17 protein-coding genes are annotated in these 20,350 nt (G+C 67.9%); 7 read left to right on the forward strand and 10 right to left on the reverse strand.

The window, feature by feature from the left end:
• Positions 1–157 precede the first annotated feature (157 nt).
• From GV027_RS08700 to GV027_RS08710, 3 genes are all read left to right on the forward strand, one after another.
• On the forward strand, positions 158–616 hold the full coding sequence (locus tag GV027_RS08700) for a DUF4126 domain-containing protein (RefSeq protein WP_159511612.1): 459 nt from the start codon (positions 158–160) through the stop codon (positions 614–616).
• A 179-nt stretch (positions 617–795) separates the two neighbouring features.
• On the forward strand, positions 796–1,218 hold the full coding sequence (locus tag GV027_RS08705; protein ID WP_236559121.1) for a hypothetical protein: 423 nt from the start codon (positions 796–798) through the stop codon (positions 1,216–1,218).
• Between the two features lie 12 nt (positions 1,219–1,230).
• Positions 1,231–1,812 carry a hypothetical protein gene (locus tag GV027_RS08710; RefSeq protein ID WP_159511613.1) on the forward strand — a complete coding sequence of 194 codons (582 nt, stop codon included), beginning with the start codon at positions 1,231–1,233 and terminating at the stop codon, positions 1,810–1,812.
• Between the two features lie 103 nt (positions 1,813–1,915).
• Here the strand turns inward: GV027_RS08710 and GV027_RS08715 are convergent, their stop codons facing one another.
• The 5 genes from GV027_RS08715 to GV027_RS08735 form a co-directional block, all read right to left on the reverse strand.
• Entirely contained in the window at positions 1,916–2,569 is a 654-nt protein-coding gene (locus GV027_RS08715) for an SOS response-associated peptidase family protein (RefSeq protein ID WP_037531789.1), read from the reverse strand.
• A 60-nt stretch (positions 2,570–2,629) separates the two neighbouring features.
• Positions 2,630–5,083, reverse strand: a complete 2,454-nt coding sequence (locus tag GV027_RS08720; protein WP_159511614.1) for a S9 family peptidase — start codon at positions 5,081–5,083, stop codon at positions 2,630–2,632.
• 87 nt (positions 5,084–5,170) lie between these two features.
• Positions 5,171–5,995, reverse strand: coding sequence for a hypothetical protein (locus tag GV027_RS08725; protein ID WP_235188331.1), 825 nt, complete (start codon positions 5,993–5,995; stop codon positions 5,171–5,173).
• A 28-nt stretch (positions 5,996–6,023) separates the two neighbouring features.
• Entirely contained in the window at positions 6,024–6,956 is a 933-nt protein-coding gene (locus GV027_RS08730; RefSeq protein WP_159511615.1) for a lysylphosphatidylglycerol synthase domain-containing protein, read from the reverse strand.
• A gap of 68 nt (positions 6,957–7,024) precedes the next feature.
• A complete protein-coding gene (locus tag GV027_RS08735) occupies positions 7,025–8,320 on the reverse strand; it encodes a glycosyltransferase family 4 protein (protein ID WP_159511616.1) in 1,296 nt (431 codons plus the stop codon).
• A gap of 149 nt (positions 8,321–8,469) precedes the next feature.
• On the opposite strand from GV027_RS08735, the gene GV027_RS08740 reads away from it, so the two are divergent.
• The 4 genes from GV027_RS08740 to GV027_RS08755 all read left to right on the forward strand — a co-directional run bounded on the left by GV027_RS08740 (position 8,470) and on the right by GV027_RS08755 (position 13,767).
• Positions 8,470–9,147: a response regulator gene (locus GV027_RS08740; RefSeq protein ID WP_159511617.1), complete on the forward strand. Its 678-nt coding sequence runs from the start codon at positions 8,470–8,472 to the stop codon at positions 9,145–9,147.
• A 20-nt stretch (positions 9,148–9,167) separates the two neighbouring features.
• Positions 9,168–10,505: a sensor histidine kinase gene (locus GV027_RS08745; RefSeq protein WP_236559122.1), complete on the forward strand. Its 1,338-nt coding sequence runs from the start codon at positions 9,168–9,170 to the stop codon at positions 10,503–10,505.
• Between the two features lie 137 nt (positions 10,506–10,642).
• Entirely contained in the window at positions 10,643–11,815 is a 1,173-nt protein-coding gene (locus GV027_RS08750) for an MFS transporter (RefSeq protein WP_236559327.1), read from the forward strand.
• 83 nt (positions 11,816–11,898) lie between these two features.
• Positions 11,899–13,767, forward strand: a complete 1,869-nt coding sequence (locus GV027_RS08755; protein ID WP_159511619.1) for a gamma-glutamyltransferase family protein — start codon at positions 11,899–11,901, stop codon at positions 13,765–13,767.
• Between the two features lie 16 nt (positions 13,768–13,783).
• On the opposite strand, the gene GV027_RS08760 is transcribed toward GV027_RS08755, so the two are convergent.
• From GV027_RS08760 to GV027_RS08780, 5 genes are all read right to left on the reverse strand, one after another.
• Positions 13,784–15,187, reverse strand: coding sequence for a TolC family protein (locus GV027_RS08760; protein ID WP_328799400.1), 1,404 nt, complete (start codon positions 15,185–15,187; stop codon positions 13,784–13,786).
• Positions 15,184–16,263: an efflux RND transporter periplasmic adaptor subunit gene (locus GV027_RS08765; protein ID WP_159511620.1), complete on the reverse strand. Its 1,080-nt coding sequence runs from the start codon at positions 16,261–16,263 to the stop codon at positions 15,184–15,186. Before GV027_RS08765 ends, GV027_RS08760 begins: the two co-directional genes overlap by 4 nt.
• A complete protein-coding gene (locus GV027_RS08770; protein WP_192071330.1) occupies positions 16,253–17,941 on the reverse strand; it encodes an ABC transporter ATP-binding protein in 1,689 nt (562 codons plus the stop codon). The genes GV027_RS08765 and GV027_RS08770 overlap by 11 nt, the downstream gene beginning before the upstream one ends.
• 93 nt (positions 17,942–18,034) lie before the next feature.
• The gene (locus GV027_RS08775) at positions 18,035–18,934 is read right to left on the reverse strand and encodes a hydrogen peroxide-inducible genes activator (RefSeq protein ID WP_159511622.1); all 900 of its coding nucleotides are present in this window, start codon (positions 18,932–18,934) and stop codon (positions 18,035–18,037) included.
• Positions 18,935–19,000: 66 nt separating this feature from the next.
• Positions 19,001–20,350 (reverse strand): glucoamylase family protein (locus GV027_RS08780; RefSeq protein ID WP_201302600.1); only part of this gene is annotated, 1,350 nt, incomplete at its 5' end.

Here is a 20,350-nt window from a genome sequence, read left to right on the forward strand (position 1 = left end):
TCGGGGACGTTCAAGCGCGTTTGCGGGCGCCGCTCTACGTATCGGGGTGACGCCCGGGTCGGTGCAGGATCGAGCGGCGCGCAGCGATGGAGCGCATTGACGGTGTCATCCGTTGACAAGGCCGATCAGACAATCGCTCCAACCGACAGGATCCCTTATGCTTCGTTCCCTTCTGATAGGCCTGGTGGCCGGACAGCGTGCGATGACGCCGCTTGCTGCACTGGCCGGCGCCGCCCAGCGCGGCACGCTCCCTGAGAACACCGCTGGAGCGCGTCTGATGGCGATGCCGCTGACCACCGCCGGGGGCGTGGCGATGGCCGCGGCCGAGATGGCCGGCGACAAGATGAAGACCGCGCCCGATCGTACGGTGTTCCTTGGTCTGCTCGCGCGCACGATCACGGGCGGCTTTGCCGGCGCGGCGCTCGCCCCGCCAAAGCGTCAGCTGACGGGCGCAGCGCTCGGGATCGGTGCGGCGATCCTGTCATCCTATGGTGGCCTCGCCGCCCGCAAATGGGCGATGGAACGCTGGGGGCAGACGAGCACCGGGTTCGTCGAGGACGCGATTCTGATGTCCGCAGCGACCGCGATCGTTCACGCCAGGCCGGCGCACGCCTGACGCCGGATCGCCGTCAGCGGCGGACGCCGCGCCTTCGCTGACGGCACGATCTCCGACTAGATCTGGCTGTCTTCAGACTTCGCTTCGTTACAATAGATCAGCTTTCGATCTATCGCCTCCGGCACCTCCTTCTCGCGCACAAACAACAGTGATAAGCGCGGGATATTACGGGGGGATCTATGATTCGAGCAATCATTCTGGCTGCGGCATTTGTGGCGACGGTTCCAGCAGGGGCTTCGGCGAAGGATGATCCGAACACGCTGACGCACGGCATGGTGCAGATGAACCTGAAGGTCGGCACCACGACGCAGGCACAGATCATCGAGGCGTTTGGCGGGCCCAACATTACCACTATCGATGGTTCCGGACAGGAAATGTGGGTCTATGACCGCCATGCCACGGTGTCTTACGACAAGACATCGGGGTTTTCGATCGGCCTGTTCGGCGGCGGTGGTGGCGGCGGCGCCGCGGGGCTGGGCGGTCTGGGGTTCAGCAACAAGAAGTCGCGGTCGAGCCAGTCGTCGCGCGCCATGACACTCGTGATCAAGTTCGACGCGAACAAGGTGGTCAGCGATTTTCAAAGCCGCAGCAGTTCGTTTTAAGGGGGAATATCAATGAAGAAGCTTATCGTAGCGCTCGCCATGGCGGGTGCGTGCCTCGACGCGTCTGTCGTCCTTGCAAAAAAGCCGGTCGTCATGTCGTCGCTCGAACTCCAGCAACTGCAGGGTCGGGACATTGAGGCGAGCAAGGATCAGGTGTTCGGCGCCGTCATGTCAGTGCTGCAGGATTCGGGCTATCGTATCCAGGCCGCCGACAAGGACACCGGGCTGATCACCGGTATCGCCTCGACCAAGGGCAAGATGTCGTACAGCTTGTGGACCGGTTTCGGTAAATCGAAGAAGACGCCGATCGTCTCGGCCTTTATCGAGCAGACCAGCCCGTCGACCACGCATGTGCGGCTGAGCTTCGTCATGGGGAAAGTCAAATCGACCGTCTATGGCTCGGGGGCGCAGGACGAAGAGCCGATCTACGACGTGTCGGTCTATCAGACGGCGTTCGAGCAGATCAACCAGACCGTGTTCATCCGCCAGACGATGAAATCCCCGGCCGCGACGGTGGCGTCGCCGGGTGCGCCGATCGCAGCGACGCCTGTCGCCACCACGGTCGCGCCCGCCGCGCCGTCCGCCCCCAAGTGACGATCGATCAGGCGGGCGGTACGCCGCCCGCCTCATCATGGTTGTGGGTGATTGCCGCTTGGCGTCGGCGCCCGGCCCGATGCCGCGCCGGGCGGTTCGACACTTATAGCAGGGTGCGGCCCGTCGGTGCGGCGGTGCGGGTCGGAAAGACGGGGCCGCGGACCGTCATCCGGCTGGCCGGATAGGGGCGCTGCAGTGCGACGACGTCGTCGTAGCGGCCGGTGAGCCAGAGCGCGTGACTGTCCGGATGCAGGATGGTGATCATCGCCTTGGGGTGGATCGGCGCGACCAGGTCGTTCGCGTCGCAGGTGACCATCGCGAAATAGCGCTGCTCGCCGATCTGGCGCCAGAATCCGGCGATCGCAAACACGTCCTGGTCGATGACGTCGAACCACATCTCGCCCTTGATGGGCTTTTTCCCGTCGCCGCGATCAACGGGGTCGGGCGTCCATTCGCAAAATTCGGTGAGCGGGATCAGGCACCGGTTTTCGGGGTTCGCCGCGAGGGCTTTCCACTGCGGCAGCGCGAGGTTGCGGACATTGGTCATCGGCCATGGCGCCTGCCCGGCGGTCACGTCCCACTGCATCACATCGAGCCCGCGGGCCCCGTCCTGTTCGCGGATCACATAGGCGCGGCTTTTGGGGTAGAGCTCGGTCGGATTGAACCGGTTATCCATCGGCCTTGGCGTCAGCCAGCCCGCGCCAAAGACTTGGGTCAGGGTTTCGGGCTCGCCCTCGAACCGCGCACGATTACACATGGGGTGCCGATGCGACGGGACCGGCCGTCGCGCAAGCCCGCGGAAAGGAGCACCGCCCGGTCATGGCCGGCGCTCCGCCGTCTCCGGCGCCGGCTTCGGCTTCACGTAGCGGTCCAGCCAGTCCGTCATCTGCCACAGCGTCTCTTCGGTGGACTCCAGCGCGCGATAGCCGTGCGGTTCGTTGGGCAGGACGACGTAGCGCACGGTCGCACCATTGCCCTTGAGCGCAGCGTACATGCGTTCGGACTGGATCGGGAAGGTGCCGCTATTGTCGTCCGCGCCGCCGTGGATCAGCAGGATCGGCGCCTTGATCCGGTCGGCATAAGTGAACGGGCTCATTTCGGTATAGGTCGGCGTCGCCTGCCAATAGGTCCGCTGTTCGGCCTGGAACCCGAACGGGGTCAGCGTGCGGTTATACGCGCCCGATCGGGCGATGCCTGCGCGGAAGAGATCGGTATGCGCGAGCAGATTGGCGGTCATGAACGCGCCATAGCTGTGCCCGCCGACCGCCATGCGGGTCCGGTCGGCGACCCCAAGCTTAACGACGGCATCGACCGCCGCCTGCGCATCTTGCTGGAGTTGCTTGACGTAGGTGTCGTTCGCCTCCGTGCCGCCTTCGCCGATGATCGGCATCGCCGGATTGTCGAGGATCGCATAGCCCTGGGTCAGCAGGAACAGATGGCTGATGCCGCGTGGGCGCACGAAGCGATTGCCCTGATCGACGGTCTGCCCGGCGACCTTCGCATCGGTGAATTCGGCGGGGTATGCCCAGAGCAAGGTCGGCAGCGGCCCGTCGCGCTTCGCATCATAGCCCGCGGGCAGGTAGAGCGACCCCGACAGTGCAAGCCCGTCGGCGCGGGGATAGGTGATCGTGCGCTGCGTCACGCCCGCGAACACGGGGGCAGGATCGGCGAACGCGGTGACCGGCTTGGCGCTGCCGCCCCTGACGCTGCGCACGACGTAATTGGGGGCGAGCTTCGCGCTTTCGCGGCGCGTGAGGATGCGCTGCCCGGTATCGTCGAGCATCGCGACGACGGTTTCGTAATAGGGCGGCTTGGCGGACCATAGCCGCGTCTGTTCGCCGCCTGTAAGCGTCAGCGTCGCAAGGAAGGGGAAGGCGCCCGCCTTGGTCGCACCGTCGCCGGTGACGTAGACGGCCTTATGGTCCGGGGTGAAGCGCATCACCGGTTTGCCCGCAACGTTCGATTCGACGACCGGCCGACCCGGGTCGCCATATTGGTCCTGATAATTGCGGGTCAGCAGCGTGCGCGGCTGGCCCGGTCGCGCCGGTGCGACCGCGAGCCGGTGTTCGGTCCGCGACCGCCATTCGCGATCGACGACCAGCGCGAAGCCGTCATCGCCCCAGAAGGTCGTCGCATAGCGCGCCGGGGTCATCGCGAGATCGACCGGCGCCGCTTCGAACGGTGCCGCCTGCATCTTGACCACGTCGTGGAAGGCGACCTTCGCACGCGGATTGCCGCCGTCGAGCGCCTCGGCCCAGACGAGCGTGGCGGGGGCGTCGGATCGCCACATCGCCTCGCGCGGTCCCTTGACGGCGGCGTCGAAGTCGACCGGAAGATCGTCGGCGAGCGGGCGATCGACCAGCGTCCGTACCGGCTGGCCATCGATCGTCGCGACGGCGATCTCGGTCGGGAAATAGCGCGCGGGCAGCAGATAGGAATAGGGGCGCTTGAGCCGTTCGGTCAGCAGATACCGACCGTCGGGCGAGACGCTGAACTCGGTGATGAGCCCGGGTGCCCCGATCGGCCGGGCGGTACCCGACAGAGCGATCCGGACGAGCTGGCCCGTGAAATAATGATCGAACAGGGCCTCGTCGTGCGCATCGCCGAGCAGGTCTTCATAGGTGCGTGCCGCTGACGATCGGCCCGCGCTTTCCTGGACGACGGGCCCCGTCGGCGTGTCGCCGGCGACGGGGGCGGGGCCGCGGTTCGCGGGGACGGTGTAGGCGATCAGCGACGTGCTGTCGGGCATCCAGGTGAACGGCGTGCCGAACGTCCCGTTCAGGCCCCTGGCCACCATGCGCGCACTGCCGTCACGCTCGGCGATCCACAGCGAGAGACCGTCGGGCTGCTGCGCGTAGAATGCGAGGCGGCTGCCGTCGGGCGACCAGTCGGGTGCGGCAAAGCGTAGTCCGGCCGGCAGCGCGACATTAATGGTCTTGCCGCTCGCCAGATCCTTGAACTGCAGCGCGTTCAGCCACTGCACGCGGACCTCGGCCTGGCCGTTGGTCGCGGGATCGATGCGATAGCCACCGAGCCGCAGGATCGGTTTGGACAGATTGGCGATCGACGGAAGATTCTCGCGACCGAGGATCGCGAGCGTCCGGTGGTCGGGGCTGACAGAGACGCCTGGGGTCGGGGGTGTCTCCAGCGCCCGTGCGATCGCATCGGGCGCGCGGTGATAGGGCGTGCCCGGCGTCTGCGCGCTGGCGCCGGAGACGACCGCGCTGGTCGTGACGAGGAGGAGAGCGATCAAACAGGCACTGGCGCGCATTCATAACTCCTTGTTCTGATATGTCAGGGGTGTGGCATGTCGGGCGTGCCGGCACCAGCGGGCCCGGCCTGCGTGGCAGCTGGCACCTTAGAATTCGCGGATGATGCGCAGGCCGACGCGCGGTCGGAATGGACCCGACACGGCCCGTTCGGCGCCCGCACCGATCTGCGCCGAGACCTTCCGCCCGATCGCGCGGTGCAGCTGTGGCATCAGGAGCCAATGGCCGCTCGCCCCCGTCTGCCGGTTTACCTCGAACCCGAGCACGGTGCCGTTATCGACATCCCAGAATGTCGAGTGATTGACGATCAGCCCGGTGCCCTTCGTGCTCCTGAGCGTCACGTCGCCCGCGCCGATCATCGTCATCGTGCTCAACCGTTCGCCGAAGCGGTTGCCGAGCAGATAGACCAGGCTGCTCGACCAGCCCCCGTCGCTGCGATTGTGAAGCCCGAGATACTGGACGCCGTGGATGCTGCGTCCGCCGCGAAACGTGCCGAACGTCCCCTGCAGCCCCATTTTGAGATCGGTCGGCCGGCCATTGGTGAACGGCAGCTCAAGCTCGACCGCAAAGCCGTCGGCGACCGCATATTCGACCTCGGGAGCCCATTCGACATGGCGCGACGGTCCGCTGAGATTGACCTGGGCGAGCGTGTTGGTCTCGAGCTCGCCGCGCCGTGCACCGAGTGGCCGGACCATGTCAAAGATCATCGGTTCGGGGATGGCGGGGATCGCCGCGGACGTCGCCCCCGCGATCGCGGTCGCGCCCGGCACCGGCTGGGCGTCTGCCGATCGCGTTTGCGCGGCCGCACCGGTGCTGGCGGCTAGGAGGGCGGGGGCGCAGAACGCTGCGAGGGAGAACGGGGCGCAGGGCCGCGCGCGGATGATCATGGTGACGGGTTCCGATGGCTGGAGCATGAGGACATGCGCTCATCGCCGCGCCGACTTACGCCGACCTTACGCGGGCCCGCAGGTCGACTTCATGAAGCGCGAACAGCACCGTCCCGATGGCCAGCGGGATCAGGAAATAGACCATCCGATAGGCTAGCAAGGCGGCGAACAGCGTCGCGCGGTCGATCTCGGGAAGGCTTGCCAGCATCACCGCTTCGAACACGCCCACGCCGCCCGGCGCGTGGGTGATGAGTCCCGTCGTGATCGCCACCAAATAGCCGAGCAACAGGCCGGGAAGCAGGGCAAGCGACGCGCCGGGCAGCAGGATGATCAAGACCAGCGCCGCGAGGACGAGATCGATGCTCGCCAGCATCATCTGGATCAGCGCCTGCCGCGTGCGAGGCACGGGGATCGAGCGGCCGAATGCGACGATCATCCGACCGCCACGCCGGTGGAGCAGGATCAGCACTACGCCCAGCAGGGCAAGGCTCGCCGTGCCGATCGCGGCGTGGACCGGGTAGGACATCGCAATGCCGGCAATCGCCAGCTTGTCGGGACTGGCGACAAGCCCGATCCCCAGCAGTAGGAGCACCCCGGACCAGAAGGTCAGGCCGGTCAGCACCATGACATGACCGACTTCGCCGATCGTCAGCCCTGCGGGCCGGTAGATCCGCAACCGTGCGGTTCCGCCGGTCAGCAGCGCGAACCCGAAATTGTGACTGAAAACATAGCTGGTGAACGAGGCGAGCGCCGCCCGGGGATAGGCGACGCGTCGCCCGATGACCCGCAGCGCGATCACGTCATAGCCGGTCAGCACGCCGTAGCTGGTTGCGGTGATCCCGGCCGCGAGCAGCAGCCGGACCCAGCCGATCCGCGTCAGCGCGTCGCGGATGTCGGTCCAGTCGACCCCGTCGAGCAGGCTTGCGAGCGCCGACAGGGCGATCGCGACGACGGCGAGCATCGCGGCAGCAGCGGCTGCCGTTCGCACCGACGACGATGACAGGAGACGTCGCCAGCCTGACGGCGTCCGGGCGCTGCACTGTTCTGTCATGACGCTCAGCCCGCGGCCAACCGGTTCCGCCAGAGTGCCGGCGCGGCACCCGGATCGGCGGTTGCCGACACCGTGTCCGTGCCCAATAGCGCACGATAGGCGTCGAGGACCATCGCCGACGCCGTGTCCCAGTCATAGGCCGCGCTTGCCGCACGTGCGGCCCGGCCCATCGACGCGCGCAGATCCGAGAACAGCGCAAGACCGCGAACCGCGGCAACCGCCGCATCGAGATCGTTCGCGGCGAAGAACATGCCCGTTTCCTTGCGCAGCAGGTTGCGTCCGCTGGGGATGTCGACGCACACGCTCGGCAATCCCGATGCCATCGCTTCCAACGTCACGTTGCCAAAGGCTTCGGTAATGCTCGGATTGACGAAAATATCCGCGCTGGCGACTGCGCGGGCCAGTCTGTCGCCCGACAGGCTGCCGAGGAGGATCGCGTCCGGCAGGCGCCGCGTTAGCCAGTCCCGTTCGGGCCCGTCGCCGACGATCACGGCCCGGATCGTGGCGGATGATCCGCACAGATCTCCGCTACCCTTGCGAACCGCGTCGACGATGTCGGCGAACAGCGCCGGTCCCTTCTCGCGGACCAGCCGGCCGAAGAAGAGCAGGACGATGTCGGTGTCGGCGATGCCCATGTGCCGGCGCCAGGCCAGGTCGCGGTGGCGCGGAGAGAAGGCGTCGCGATCGACCCCGCGACCCCAGAGACGTGTCCGCTCGCCAAGCCCCTTGGCGGAAAACTCGGCGGCGATGGGAGGGGTGGGCACGAGGATCGCGTCGCTGCCGGTGTAGAACCGGTCGAGATGCCGTTCCATCGTTGGCCGGATCAATCCCGCACCATAGAATTGCGCATAGGTCTCGAACCGCGTGTGCAGGCTGGCGACGACCGGGACGCCCATCGTCCGCGCCAGCCGCTGCGCGGCAACGCCGGTCCAGTCGGGGGCGGACAGGTGGACGATGTCGGGGCGGAAACATTCGACATCGCGCCGGACCGCCGCCGGCAATCCGAGCCCCAGCCGATACTCGCCGCGACCCGGAATGCGAACCGACGGGACCGACACCAATGTGCCCGTGGGGTCAAAGGCGGGGCGGGGCGATGTCGGTGAATAGACCCGGACGTCGACGCCGTCGCGCTCAAGATACCCGACGAGGCGGTTGAGCGCCTGGTTGGCGCCGTCGCGCAGATAGTTGTAGTTGCCCGAGAACAGGGCGACCCGGCGCGGCTGGTCGGGCGCCGCACGGACGCGGGACACCGCGGCGCGGGTCGCTGCAAGCCGTTCGAACGGGCCAAGGATATCGGACATGGAGACACTCTGATTTTTGCTGACGGCGCATCGCGCGACATCGATCGGGATCGAGGATCGGTCGGCCTATCCCGTCCGGCTTACGCCAGCCTTACAGGCGGCCATCGGCGCGGCCGGTGCGCTCCGGGCAGCCCGACCGGGGAGCGTCGATGCGGATCCTGATCGTCGAGGATCATGCCGATCTGGTCACGATGCTGATCCGGCTGCTCGGCGAGGCGGGCTATGCCGCGGACGCGACCGCGACGGCCGCCGATGCACGGCTGATCCTGTCCTATACGCGCTATGCCGCGGTCATCCTCGATCTCGGGCTGCCGGACGGCGATGGCCTGTCGGTCGTGCACGAATTGCGTGACCGCGATGATCCCACGCCGGTCATCGCACTGACCGCGCGGGCCAGCGTCGCACACCGCGTGACCGGGCTCGAGGCGGGGGCCGACGACTATCTCGCCAAGCCGTTCGCGCCCGAGGAACTGCTCGCGCGCATCCAGGCGCTGCTCCGGCGCAGCGGCACGATCGTCGACCGGACGATCGAGTGCGGCAATGTCCGGTTCGATCCGGCAACGCGCGAGGTCACCGTTGCCGGCCGGCCGACCGTTTTGTCGGCGCGCGAACTGGAGGTGCTCGCCGGGCTGATCCGCCGCACGAGCCGGGTGGTGACCAAGCCGCATCTCGAACAATTGCTGTTCGGGCTCGCCGACGATCTCGGGTCGAATGCGGTCGAGGTCTATGTCCACCGGTTGCGGCGTCGCCTGGCGGAGTCGCAGGCGACCGCGGATATCGTCACGGTCCGAGGGGTCGGCTACATGCTGCTGGAGCGTGACGCGTGACGCGGCCGCCACGATCATTGATGGCGCAGATCCTGCGCTGGCACGCGATCGCGGTGCTGATCACCGCCGTCGCGGTGGCCGGCGGGGTCTATCTGTTTCTCGACACGACGGCGGCGCGGATCCAGCATCAGACGGTCCACGTCCATACCCAGGCCCTGCGCCAGGCGCTGTCGCAGGACGCGACAGGCCGGTTGCACCTGACCCAGGACGGGACCAGCGCCGCGGTGTTCGCGCCGGGGGCGGGCTTTGCATTCCGCATCGTCGATCCGCGTGGTACGGTCCTGTTCCGGTCGGATTCGCCGATCATGGTGCCGCTGGCGGCCATCCCGCTGAGCGACGAGGAGCGCTTCTTCCGCCGGCAGTCGCGGCATGCCTTCTATGCCGGCGCCAGCAGCCCGGCGCGCGTCGGGAGCGCACGCGTCTGGATCGTCGTCCTGCAGAATCTGACCCACCCGGACTATATCCTCGACGACCTGCTCGCACAGTTCCTGCTCTACGGCCTGGCGATCGTGACGCCGGTCCTCCTGGTTCTGCTGGCGATCGACGTGCTGATCATCCGGCGTGCGGTCGCGCCGGTACGGCAAGCCTCCGCATCGCTGCGGACGGACGATGCGCTGCCGCTCGATTTGCGGCTGCATGACGACCGGCTTCCGGCCGAGGTGCGGCCACTCGCGCGCGCGGTGAACGCGTTGCTGGAGCGCCTGACGTCGAGCTACCGCATGCAGCGCGACTTCATCGCCGATGCGGCGCACGAACTGCGCACACCGATCGCGGTGGCCAGGCTTCGTGTCGAGGAGGTCGAGGATGCTACGTTGCGAGCGACGCTGCGCAGCGATCTCGACACGCTCGGCCGCATCGTCGAGCAGGTGCTGGAGATCGCCGAGCTCGAAACCGTCGCGCTGGATACCGCGGCATCGGTCGATCTCGTCGCGATCGCGACCGACGGCGTGGCCTCGATCGCACCGCTGGCGATCCGCCAGGGCAAGTCGATCGCGCTGTCGACCGAGGCGGACAGCGTGATGGTCGCGGGCCATGCGGCCTGGATCGCCAAGGCGCTGGGCTGCCTGATCGAGAATGCGGTCAAGCATAGCGGTCCTGGCTGTCGGATCGACGTGACGATCGGGACAGACGGCACGCTGGCGGTCTGCGACGACGGCCCCGGCATCCCCGAGGCGGATCAGCCGTCGATCTTTCGCCGTTTCTGGAAACGCGATCGTGCCGCATCCGCCAGCAGCGGGCTGGGGCTGGCGATCGTCGCGCAGGTCGCGGAGGCGCACGCGACGCGGGTGGTGCTCGCGTCGCGGCCGGGGCGGACCCGGTTCGCGATTACCTTCCGCACCGCATTGATCCGCCGCTGATCGCGAGCCCATCTTCGCCACTGACGCGCTCTTATCGGGCATTGCACCATGATCCACATAGCGGGCACGCGGTTGCAGAGGAGTTTGGTATGACGAGTATTGCGCAGGACCGTGGCCCCTCGGAGCCGGATGCGTCGATGCCAGGCCCGCCGGGCGGACACCATCTCGGTCGGGGGCTGACGTTCGTGATGGCCGCGGCGGCCGGCGTTGCCGTCGCCAACATCTATTACAACCAGCCCATGCTGGGGATCATCGAGCGCGACCTGCCCGGGGCCGCGACCAGCCTGGTGCCGACCGCGACCCAGCTTGGCTATGCCGCGGGACTGTTCCTGCTGGTACCGCTCGGCGACCTGGTCGAACGCCGGCGTCTGATCGTCGTGCAGTTCCTGGGGCTGGCCGCGGCCCTGATCCTCGCCGCGATCGCCCCGAGCGCGGCGATGCTGATCGCCGCGTCGCTGCTCGTCGGGATATTGTCGACCGTCGCGCAACAGGTCGTGCCGTTCGCCGCGCATCTCGCAAGCCCGGAACGACGCGGTGCAACGGTCGGGACGGTCATGGCGGGGCTGTTGTGCGGCATCCTGCTCAGCCGGACGCTGGCGGGTTTCGTCGCGACGCATGCCGGATGGCGGGCGATGTTCTGGCTGGGCGTGCCGATGGCGCTCGGCGCGGGGGTGGTGATGGCGATGCGGCTGCCGCGCAGCGTCCCGACCGCGGATCTCGGTTATGCAGGGCTGTTGCGGTCGCTCGGCGGTCTTTGGCGGGAGTTCGGCGCGCTGCGCAAGGCGGCCATCACGCAGGCGCTGCTGTTCGGCGCGTTCAGCGTGTTCTGGACGATGCTCGCACTCCATCTGCAGAGTCCGCGCTTCGGTCTGGGGGCGGATATCGCGGGTCTGTTCGGGGTGGTCGGCGCGGTCGGCGTGCTCGCCGCGCCGGTCGCCGGGCGTATCGCCGACCGCCGCGGTCCCAGGCTGGTGATCCTGCTCGGGGCCGTGCTGACGCTGGCAAGCTGGGCGGTCTTTGCGCTGTGGAGTTCGATTGCCGGGCTAGTGGTCGGCGTGATCCTGCTCGATTTCGGTGTGCAGAGCGCGCTCGTCTCCAATCAGCATGTCGTTTACGCGCTGCGGCCCGAGGCCCGCGCCCGGCTCAACACGATCTTCATGGGGGCGATGTTCCTCGGCGGCGCGGCGGGATCGGCCGGCGCGACCTGGGCATGGCACATGGACGGCTGGGTCGCGTTCACCGGCCTGGGCGCGGCCTTGTCCGCGGCGGCGGTGCTGCTTCAGATCGTCGCGGCCAGACGCCGGCGCTGATCCGTCGAGGCGCCGCCGATTTCAGCCACTTGCGCCGATCGCCCCTGCGGGCAACAACCATGCTTGGTCCTGGGAGTTCGCCAATGCATCGTCGCACCTTCATCGCATCGCTGCCCGCGGCGGCGCTGCTTCCGACACTCGCTTCTGCGCAGCGCGGTACAGCCAGCAACGACCCCGCCCCCGGCCCGGGTCAGGGGGCAGCACCCGCAACGGATACCAATCCCACCTTCTGGGCGCCTGGCGAGGAGCGCTTCCTGCGCCCCGACGTCCATGCCGGCGACCGGCCGATCGGCGCGAGCTTCGCGTCGCGCACCGCGGTCTATGGCCTCAACGGCGCGGCGGGGACCGCGCACCCGCTCGCGACGCAGGCGGGGATAGATATCCTGCGGTCGGGTGGGTCGGCGGTCGATGCGGCGATCGCGATCAACGCGTGTCTCGGCTTCCTCGAGCCGACGTCGAGCGGGATTGGCGGGGATGCCTATGCGATGATCTGGGATCCGAAGAGCAAGGCGGTCGTCGGGCTCGCCGGGTCGGGCGCATCGCCGCGCGGCCTGAGCCTGGAAACGGTGCGGTCGCGTGCCAAGAACGGCGCCTTGCCGCCGCTCGGCGCGCTCAGCGTGTCGGTGCCGGGGACGGTCGACGCGTGGTGGACGATGCACCAGCGCTACGGGAAGCTGCCCTGGGCGGCGCTGTTCCAGCCCGCGATCGCGCTCGCCGAGGCGGGCGCGCCGGTGCCCGACATCATTGCCTATTACATCCGCCGCAGCCTCACCGCGTTCCGCCGTCCGGGGAACGGGCTGGAGGAGTCCGCCAACGCGCTGCGCACCTATGGGCTGGCGGACGGCAAGGGGCCGGCGGCGGGGGGCGTGTTCCGCAATCCCGACCTCGCACGCACCTATCGCGCGATCGCGAGCGGCGGGCGCGATGCGTTCTATGAGGGCGACATCGCGCAGAAGATCGAGCGCTACTTCAAGCGGATCGGCGGGTGGCTGTCGGCGGCGGATCTTGCTGCGCATCATTCGGAATGGATCGCGCCCAGCACGACCGACTATCGCGGCACCACCGTCCACGCGCTCGGCGCGAACACGCAGGGGTTGGCGACGCTCCAGATGCTCAACATCCTCGAGCGGTTCGACCTGAAGGGGGCGGGGTTCCAGTCCGCGCTGTCGATCCACTTGCAGGCCGAGGCCAAGCGCCTCGCCTATGAGGATCGTGCACGCTATTATGCCGATCCGCACTTCGCCAAGGTGCCCGTCGAGTGGCTGATCTCGAAGGATTATGCCGCACAGCGCGCCAAACTGATCCGCCCCGACCGATTGCTGACCCCGGTCTATCCAGGGCAGGCGCCAAGCCACGGCGACACCACCTATTTCAGCTGCGCGGACAAGGACGGCATGATGGTGTCGATGATCCAGTCCAATTTCCGCGGGATGGGATCGGGCCTCGTCGCCGATGGCCTCGGCTTCATGTTCCAGGATCGCGGGCAGCTGTTCAGTCTCAAGGACGGTCACCCCAACATCTATGCGCCGGGCAAGCGGCCGTTCCAGACGATCATCCCGGGCTTCGCGACGCGCAAGGGCACGCCGTGGATGAGCTTCGGGGTGATGGGCGGCGACATGCAGCCGCAGGGGCAGACGCAGATCATCGTCAACCGCGTCGACTATGGGCTCGAAATCCAGTCGGCGGGGGATTCGCCGCGCTGGCATCACGAGGGATCGTCGCAATCGATGGGCGAGGATACGCTCGGGCTCGGGCCGACGGGGCTGCTCCGGCTCGAGACCGGCGTGCCGGTCGCGACGCGGAAGAGGCTGGCCGACATGGGCTGGAAAATCGGAGAGCCGGATGGCGGCTTCGGGCGCTATGAATGCGTCGAGCACCGGATGGACGGCGACACCCGGGTCTATGCCGCGGCGAGCGAAATGCGCGCCGATGGCTGCGCACTGGCCTATTGAGCAGGGCGGGGCTGGCCTAGCGGTCCAGCCCCAGTGCGACACGGTCGGCCGTCGCGGCGGCGAGTTCGGCGCGCGCGGAGGCGATGCGCGCCTGTGCGTCGATCAGGCGGACGCGCGCATCGGTCGCGGTCTCCTCGCGCTGGTTGACGAGAAAGAAGTCGCCCGATCCCAGCTCGAAGCGGCGGCGTTCGGCAACCGCGAGCCGGTCGGCAAGACTGCGTTCCTCCTCCGCGATACCGGCGAGCCGTTCGGTCGCGCCGACCGCGATGACGATTCCTTCGACCTCGATAGCGATCTGGTCGCGCAGGAAGCGGCTGCGCTGTGCCAGTGCGTCGATCTCGGCGCGGGCTTCGGCCACGCGTCCCTTGGCGGCGCGATTCTGAAGCGGGACGCTGAAGCGGAAGCCGACCGCCGCTTCGAGCGGCGTGCGGTTCGGTCCGCCCAGGCCGACCGGGCCGACATCCTTGCCGACTTCGCCGCGCAGGTCGAGCCGGGGCGACAGATCGTTTTCCGCCAGCATCAGCCGCGCGGTCGACTGATCGATCCGGGTCAGGATCGCCCGGTAATCCGGCCGCGTGACCGCTGCCGCGCTCGATCCGGTCGGCGCGACGCCGGCAAGCGCGCTCGTGTCCGCGGGCAGCCGGTCGGGTGATACGAGCAGCGGTGCTCCCGCATCGTCGCGCAGATAAAGCGAAAGAGAGTTGGCGGCGGTGGCGATATCCTGTTCGGCGCGCACGACGAGCGCGCGCCGGCGGACGAGGTTCTGGTCGTTTTCGGTCAACAGGATCTCGGGTCGTGCACCCAGCGTCACCAGCCGCCCGATCGCGCCGCGCCGCCGCTCCGCAAGGTCGAGCAGGTCGCGATAGGCACGCAGGCGCAACCCCGCGGCGACCCAGGCCTGATAGGCGTCGACCGCGCGGCGCTGAACGCCGATCGCGACCATCTGCGCTTCGAACCGTGCGACGTCGATGTCCGCGCCGGCGACGCTGCGCCGTGTCCGGCGTTCGTCGACCACGCGGTCGCGCAGCAGGGCGAACAGCGCGCCGACCTTCGCCTCGCCCAGCCGGTTGGTATAGGCCTGATCCTCATAGACAGGAAAACTGCCCCGCGATGCGCGGTAGCCGCCATAGACATAGCCGCCATTGGTCGTCAGCGGCCGCGTCACGCGGCTCTCGACCACGGTGCCGTCATAATAGCCCGCGACGCGCGACTTGCCGTCAACGTCGAACACCGTGTCGAACGCGCCGTCCGCCGACAACGATCGCCCTTCCGCCTGGCGGACGCGCGCGAGTGCCTCGACGATCTGCGGGGCGGACCGCGCGGAGGCACGCAGCACCTCGTCGAGTGTCAGTGGGGCGGCTTGTGCGATCGCTGCCACCGGGGACAGCAGCATCAGCAGCGCGACGAGGAAGCGGGTCACTTCTTGCCGCCCTCCTCGTCGGACGCCTTCGCATCCACGGCCTTGGCCTCGCCTTTGGCTGCCGCGGCCGGGCGCCGGCCGAATTCGAGCGGAAAGTCGTTGAGCTGGCGCCAGAGTTCATAGCCGACCAGCACCGTCTCGCCCTGGACCCAGCCGCGCACCTTGCCGCCGGGGCGGACGAATTCGCGCGCGGGCCAGGCGGGTTTGCCGGGCTGGGGCTCGACCAGGATGCGGAACAGCCCGTCGGGCGCGGCATTGGGATCGATCGTGCGGACGCGGCCGTCGAACATGCCCTGTGCAACCGATGGCCAGCCGCTGAACTGGATCGCGGGCCAGCCCTCGAATTCGAGGCGGACTGGTCGGCCGGGACGCAGCACCGGCACGTCGCGACCGTCGACGAACAGTTCGACCGCGCGCTCGACGCGCTCGGGCGCGATCACCGCGAGCACGGTGCCGGGCGACACCATCGATCCGCCGGTCGTGGCGTTGAGCTGCTGGACGCGACCGTCGCGGGGTGCGCGAACCATCTGCGCGGACTGGCGGTTGAGCTGGATGTCGATCCGGTTGAGCTTGGCGCGCGCCTCGGCCAGCTTGGCGCCGGCATCGGCGACCTTGATCTGGGTCTGCTCATAGTCGCGCCGCGCGGCCAGCCCCTCGGCGAACAGTTGCGCGGTACGCGACACGTCGATGCCGGCGACCGCGCGGCTCTGCTGGACCGCGGCGATCTCCGCCTCGACCTGCGCCCGCTCGGCCCGCAGACGCGACAGCAGGTCGGGGTCGAGATCGACGACGCGGGCGATCGGATCGCCGCGTTCGACATGCTGCCCGTCATGCACGTACCAGCGTTCGACGCGGCCCGGCACGAACGCCGTCACCTGCTGCTGCCGATCGTCGGGGTCGAGCGCGACGACCTGGCCGGTGCCGTTGGCGGTCTGCACCCAGGGAACCAGCGCCATGATCGCGACCGCGACCACGATGCCGATCAACAGCAGCCACGCGACCGTCACCGCGCTGCGCGGGGCGCGCATCTTCGCCAGTGTCGGGAAATGCGCGACGCGATCGGGACTATACGGCATCGTTCGACTCCGTATGCGCGTCGGCGATCAGTGCGGCATGGGTGGCGAAGCGTCGCTGGCGATGCGGTTCGAGCCGGAACCAGCCATCGAGGACGATGTCTTCGGGCCGGCCGGTACACAGCAAGGTGGTCGTCCCGGCCGCCTTCAACCGGCGCAGCACGTCCGCCAGCCGCTCCGCGGGGATCAGGTCGCACAGCTGCGAGAGCATCAGCACGCGTGGTCGCACGAGCAGCGCGCTGGCGAGCTTGAGTGCGACGACCTCGCCGATCGCCAGCGGATAACCCGATGCGGCAAGCGGGGTGTCGAGCCCGTGCGGGAATTGCGCAACCCGCTCGCGCAGGCCCACGGCGTCGAGGACTTCGAGCATCCCGCCCGGGTCCGATCCCGCCGCTGCGGCAAGCGACAGATATTCGCGGATCGTGACCTCGACGATCGTCGGCCGGTCAAGCACCATCACCGCTGAGCGCAACAGATACATGTCGAACGTCGCCATGTCGGCGCCACCGACCGTGACCAGCCCGCGCTCGGGCACGATGTGGCGCTTGAGCACCATCGCCAGCAGCCGTTCCGCCCCGCCGTCAGCCAGCGTGACGAGCTGTTCGCCCGCCGCCAGCGAGAAGTCGAAGCGCGCACCCTCGACTTCGACTGCTTCGAGCCGGACGGCACCATCGCCGGGCGCCTGTCCCGCGGTGGCGGCCGCCTGTTCCTGGGGAATCGCGAATAGCAGCGACAATTCCTCCGCGCTCGCGATCAGGTCGTAGAGCGTGTCGAGATACCAGCCGAGTTGCGACACGCCGTAGAACACGCCGCTCAGGATCAGCTCGGCCGCGACCAGCTGTCCGATCGATAGTTCGCCGCGCAGGATCAGATTACCGCCGAGCGCGAGCAGCGCCGCGCTGGCAAAAGCATAGAGCAGCAGGAAGGCCACGGTCTGCGCGAAGCTGTAGCGGAAATAGCGTTCGTGGCGGTCGACATAGGTGGCAGTGACGGCTTCGGACCGATCCATCGCGAAATCGAGATGGCGGCTCGATTTGTAGAAACCGTTCGATCCGCCCAGGCTTTCCAGCCAGCGGGCGGCCTCATGCTTGGCGTGACTGAGCGCGACCGCGGAGCGGATCGATCCGCGCGACCAGATCGTCCAGATCGCGAGCACCAGCAGGATCAGCAGCGCGTTGAACGCGAGGAAGAAGGGGTGGTAGAAACTCGTCACGACGAGCCCGACCGCGGACTGGAGGATGATCGTGAACGCCCCGATCACCAGGCTCGGCACCGCCTTCTGCACCACGACGAGATCGAAATAGCGGTTGAACAGGTCGCCGCGATTCTGATCGGCGAAGAAGGGGTTCTGCGCGTGGACGGCGCGTTCGGTGATTTCGGCGACGACGCGCGCGAAGAACCGCCGTTCGAACAGCGCCATGACCCAGAAGCGCATTGCGCTGAGCCCGGCGACGAACAGCAGCAACACGAGCAACAGCCCGGCCAGCGTCCATAACGGTGCTGGCAGCGCGGTGTTGGCGACGCTGTTGATCAGCAGCTGCACCGAGATCGGCGTGGCGAGCGACAACAGGCTGATCGCGACGCCGTACACCATTGCGAGGCGGAGATAGGGCGTATCGGGTCCGACGATCTCGCCCAGCCAGCCGCGCGCTTCACGCCATCCGATTCGTTTGCCTGCCACCTGCGTCATCCAACTGCTCGAGTCCGCAATCAGAATTGCCGCACAGTGTTATTGATACAACTACGGGGCGGCTATATCATCGATAGGATAAACCTATGGGCCAACCGCGCGCAACAGGTCGGCGATCAGGTGATAGGCGGGAGCACGGCCTGCGCCGATGCGCCACAGCAGTCCGATCTCGCGATATTGTCGGCCATGGCTGAACGGCCGCACGATGACGTCGCCACCGTCACGCACTTCCTGGCGGACATAAAGCTCGGGCAGCAATGCCAGCCCCATGCCCATCCCGGCCATCTGCCGGATCGCGTCGAGACTGGTGCCCTCGTAATCGTTGAGCACGACCGCGCCGACTTCGCCGGCGATCGCGGCGACCTGTTGCGCGAGGCGATAGTCCGCGACGAGCGTCAGCAGGTTCTGGCCGCGCAGATCGGCCATCTCGATTCCAGCCTTGGGGCTCAGCGGATGGTCCGCCGCCATCGCCAGATACAGCGCCTCACGGAACAGACGCTCGGTGTGGAACCCGCGCCCCGCGACCGGCAGCTGAGCGAGGATCAGGTCGTGGTCACCCGCCGCGAGTCCCGCGGTCAGCGCGGAGGGCAGGCCTTCGCGGACATGGATGCGCAGCGTCGGATGGTCACGGTGCAGACGCGCGACGAAGGTCGGCAGCAGATAGGCGCCTAGCGTCGGCGATACGCCCAGCCGGATCGTCCCGACCAGCGCGTCCGCCGAAGCGACGCGCACCTCCTCCAGGTCCGCAAGGTCGAACAGGATCCGACGCGCGCGCTCGAGAAGCTCGCGGCCGAGCGGCGTCGGGATCGCAGGCCCGCCGCGTTCGAACAGTGGCGCACCGAGAATCGTCTCGAGCGCGCGGATCTGTTGCGAGAGCGACGGCTGTGACACGCCCATCCGTTCGGCGGCGCGCGTGAAGCTGCCGTTTTCGGCAAGCGCGACGAAATAGCTGAGCTGGCGGATGGTGGTCCTGGGGCGATGCATGCGTCATCCTATCGCGCCCGGGCCGGCCGTGCGCACCTGTTATTGCGTCCTCGCCCGGTGCTGCGATCAGGTCAGCCAGCCCCCGGTAAACCCCGCGCGCTGCAACCCGCGGCGGATATGCGGATTGCGGCGCATGGTCGTCCAGACGAGGCCGGTGCGCCAATTCTCCATCATGACCACGATCGCGCCCTGGTCGATGCCCAGATAATCGTCGTCCACCCACCCCGCAGCGGGATCGACGCTGCCATGCTTGAGCGGCACCGACGTGGCCGTCAGCGTCGGGTTGAACGAATCGAGAAAGCCGTATTTGCCGTAGATGCGGGCGCCGTAGCGGGCGTGCATCGTCTCGATCGCACGGCTCGACAATTCGGGTTCGAACGCGATCGATGCCGCTGCCGCGGTCGGGGCCAGCGTCCCGTCGTCCCGGTCGCCGACGCCGCGGGCTGCATAGCTGAAGAATTCGCGGCGGCGGCCACCGATGTCGATGGCGAAATCGCCGGGGCCGTCGCATGCGGTCAGCCCCCAGACGTCGGGGCCATAGCCTACCCAGCCTTCGGGGTTGGCGATCGCATAGGCGCGCTGGGCGCGGACCGCGCGGCGGCTGTTCTCGAAATAATCGATTCCCTTCGCCGTCATGTAGCGGTCGCGAATACCGCGGAAGTCGATCCAGCAATGGCTGTACTGATGGATGAACAGTGCGGGAAACTGGACGTGCGGCTCGCCGCCCCAGCGGTCGCCCCACTGCGCGTCGAACCGGCTCGTCCACGCATCCCAGCTCTCTGCCGGCAGCGCGTGCGTCGGCGAGCCGAGCGCGAGGATATAGAGCAGCAGGCCTTCGTTGTAGATGTTCCAGTCATGCGGGATGAAGCCGCTTTCGGGATGCCAGCCCATCGCCATGAACGGTGCACGCGGGGTGATCCAGGTCCAGTCGATCGCAGCATAGAGCTGGTCCGCCAGCGCACGGATCCGGACGTCGCCCGGATGCTCGGTATCGAACCAGCTCTGTGCGACCAGCACGCCGCCGATCAGCAGCGCAGTGTCGATCGTCGACAGTTCGGCGCGTGCGAAGCGGTGACCCTTGGTCCGGCCGAGGAAATGGTAGAACAGGCCCTTGAAGCCGCTATCGTCGCTACGGCTGTCGCCCTGCGGGGCGGCCGCGAAGAATTCGAGCGTGGCCAGGGTCCGCGCGCGCGCCTGGTCGCGCGTGATCCAGCCATTCTCGACTCCGATCGGATAGGCGGTCAGCGCGAAGCCGACCGCGGCGATCGACGCGAAGGACGGTGTCGGCCAACGATCGGGTGCAAGACCCGTGACGGGATCGGTCGTGTCCCAGAAATAGCGGAAGCTGCGGTGATGGAGGTCCGCGAGCAACGCGCTCGGCATCGGCGTGGCGATGGTCCCGGGGCGGGGTAGGGG

This window comes from Sphingomonas sp. T1 (assembly GCF_902506585.1).
Taxonomy (GTDB): Bacteria; Pseudomonadota; Alphaproteobacteria; order Sphingomonadales; family Sphingomonadaceae; genus Sphingomonas; species Sphingomonas aerolata.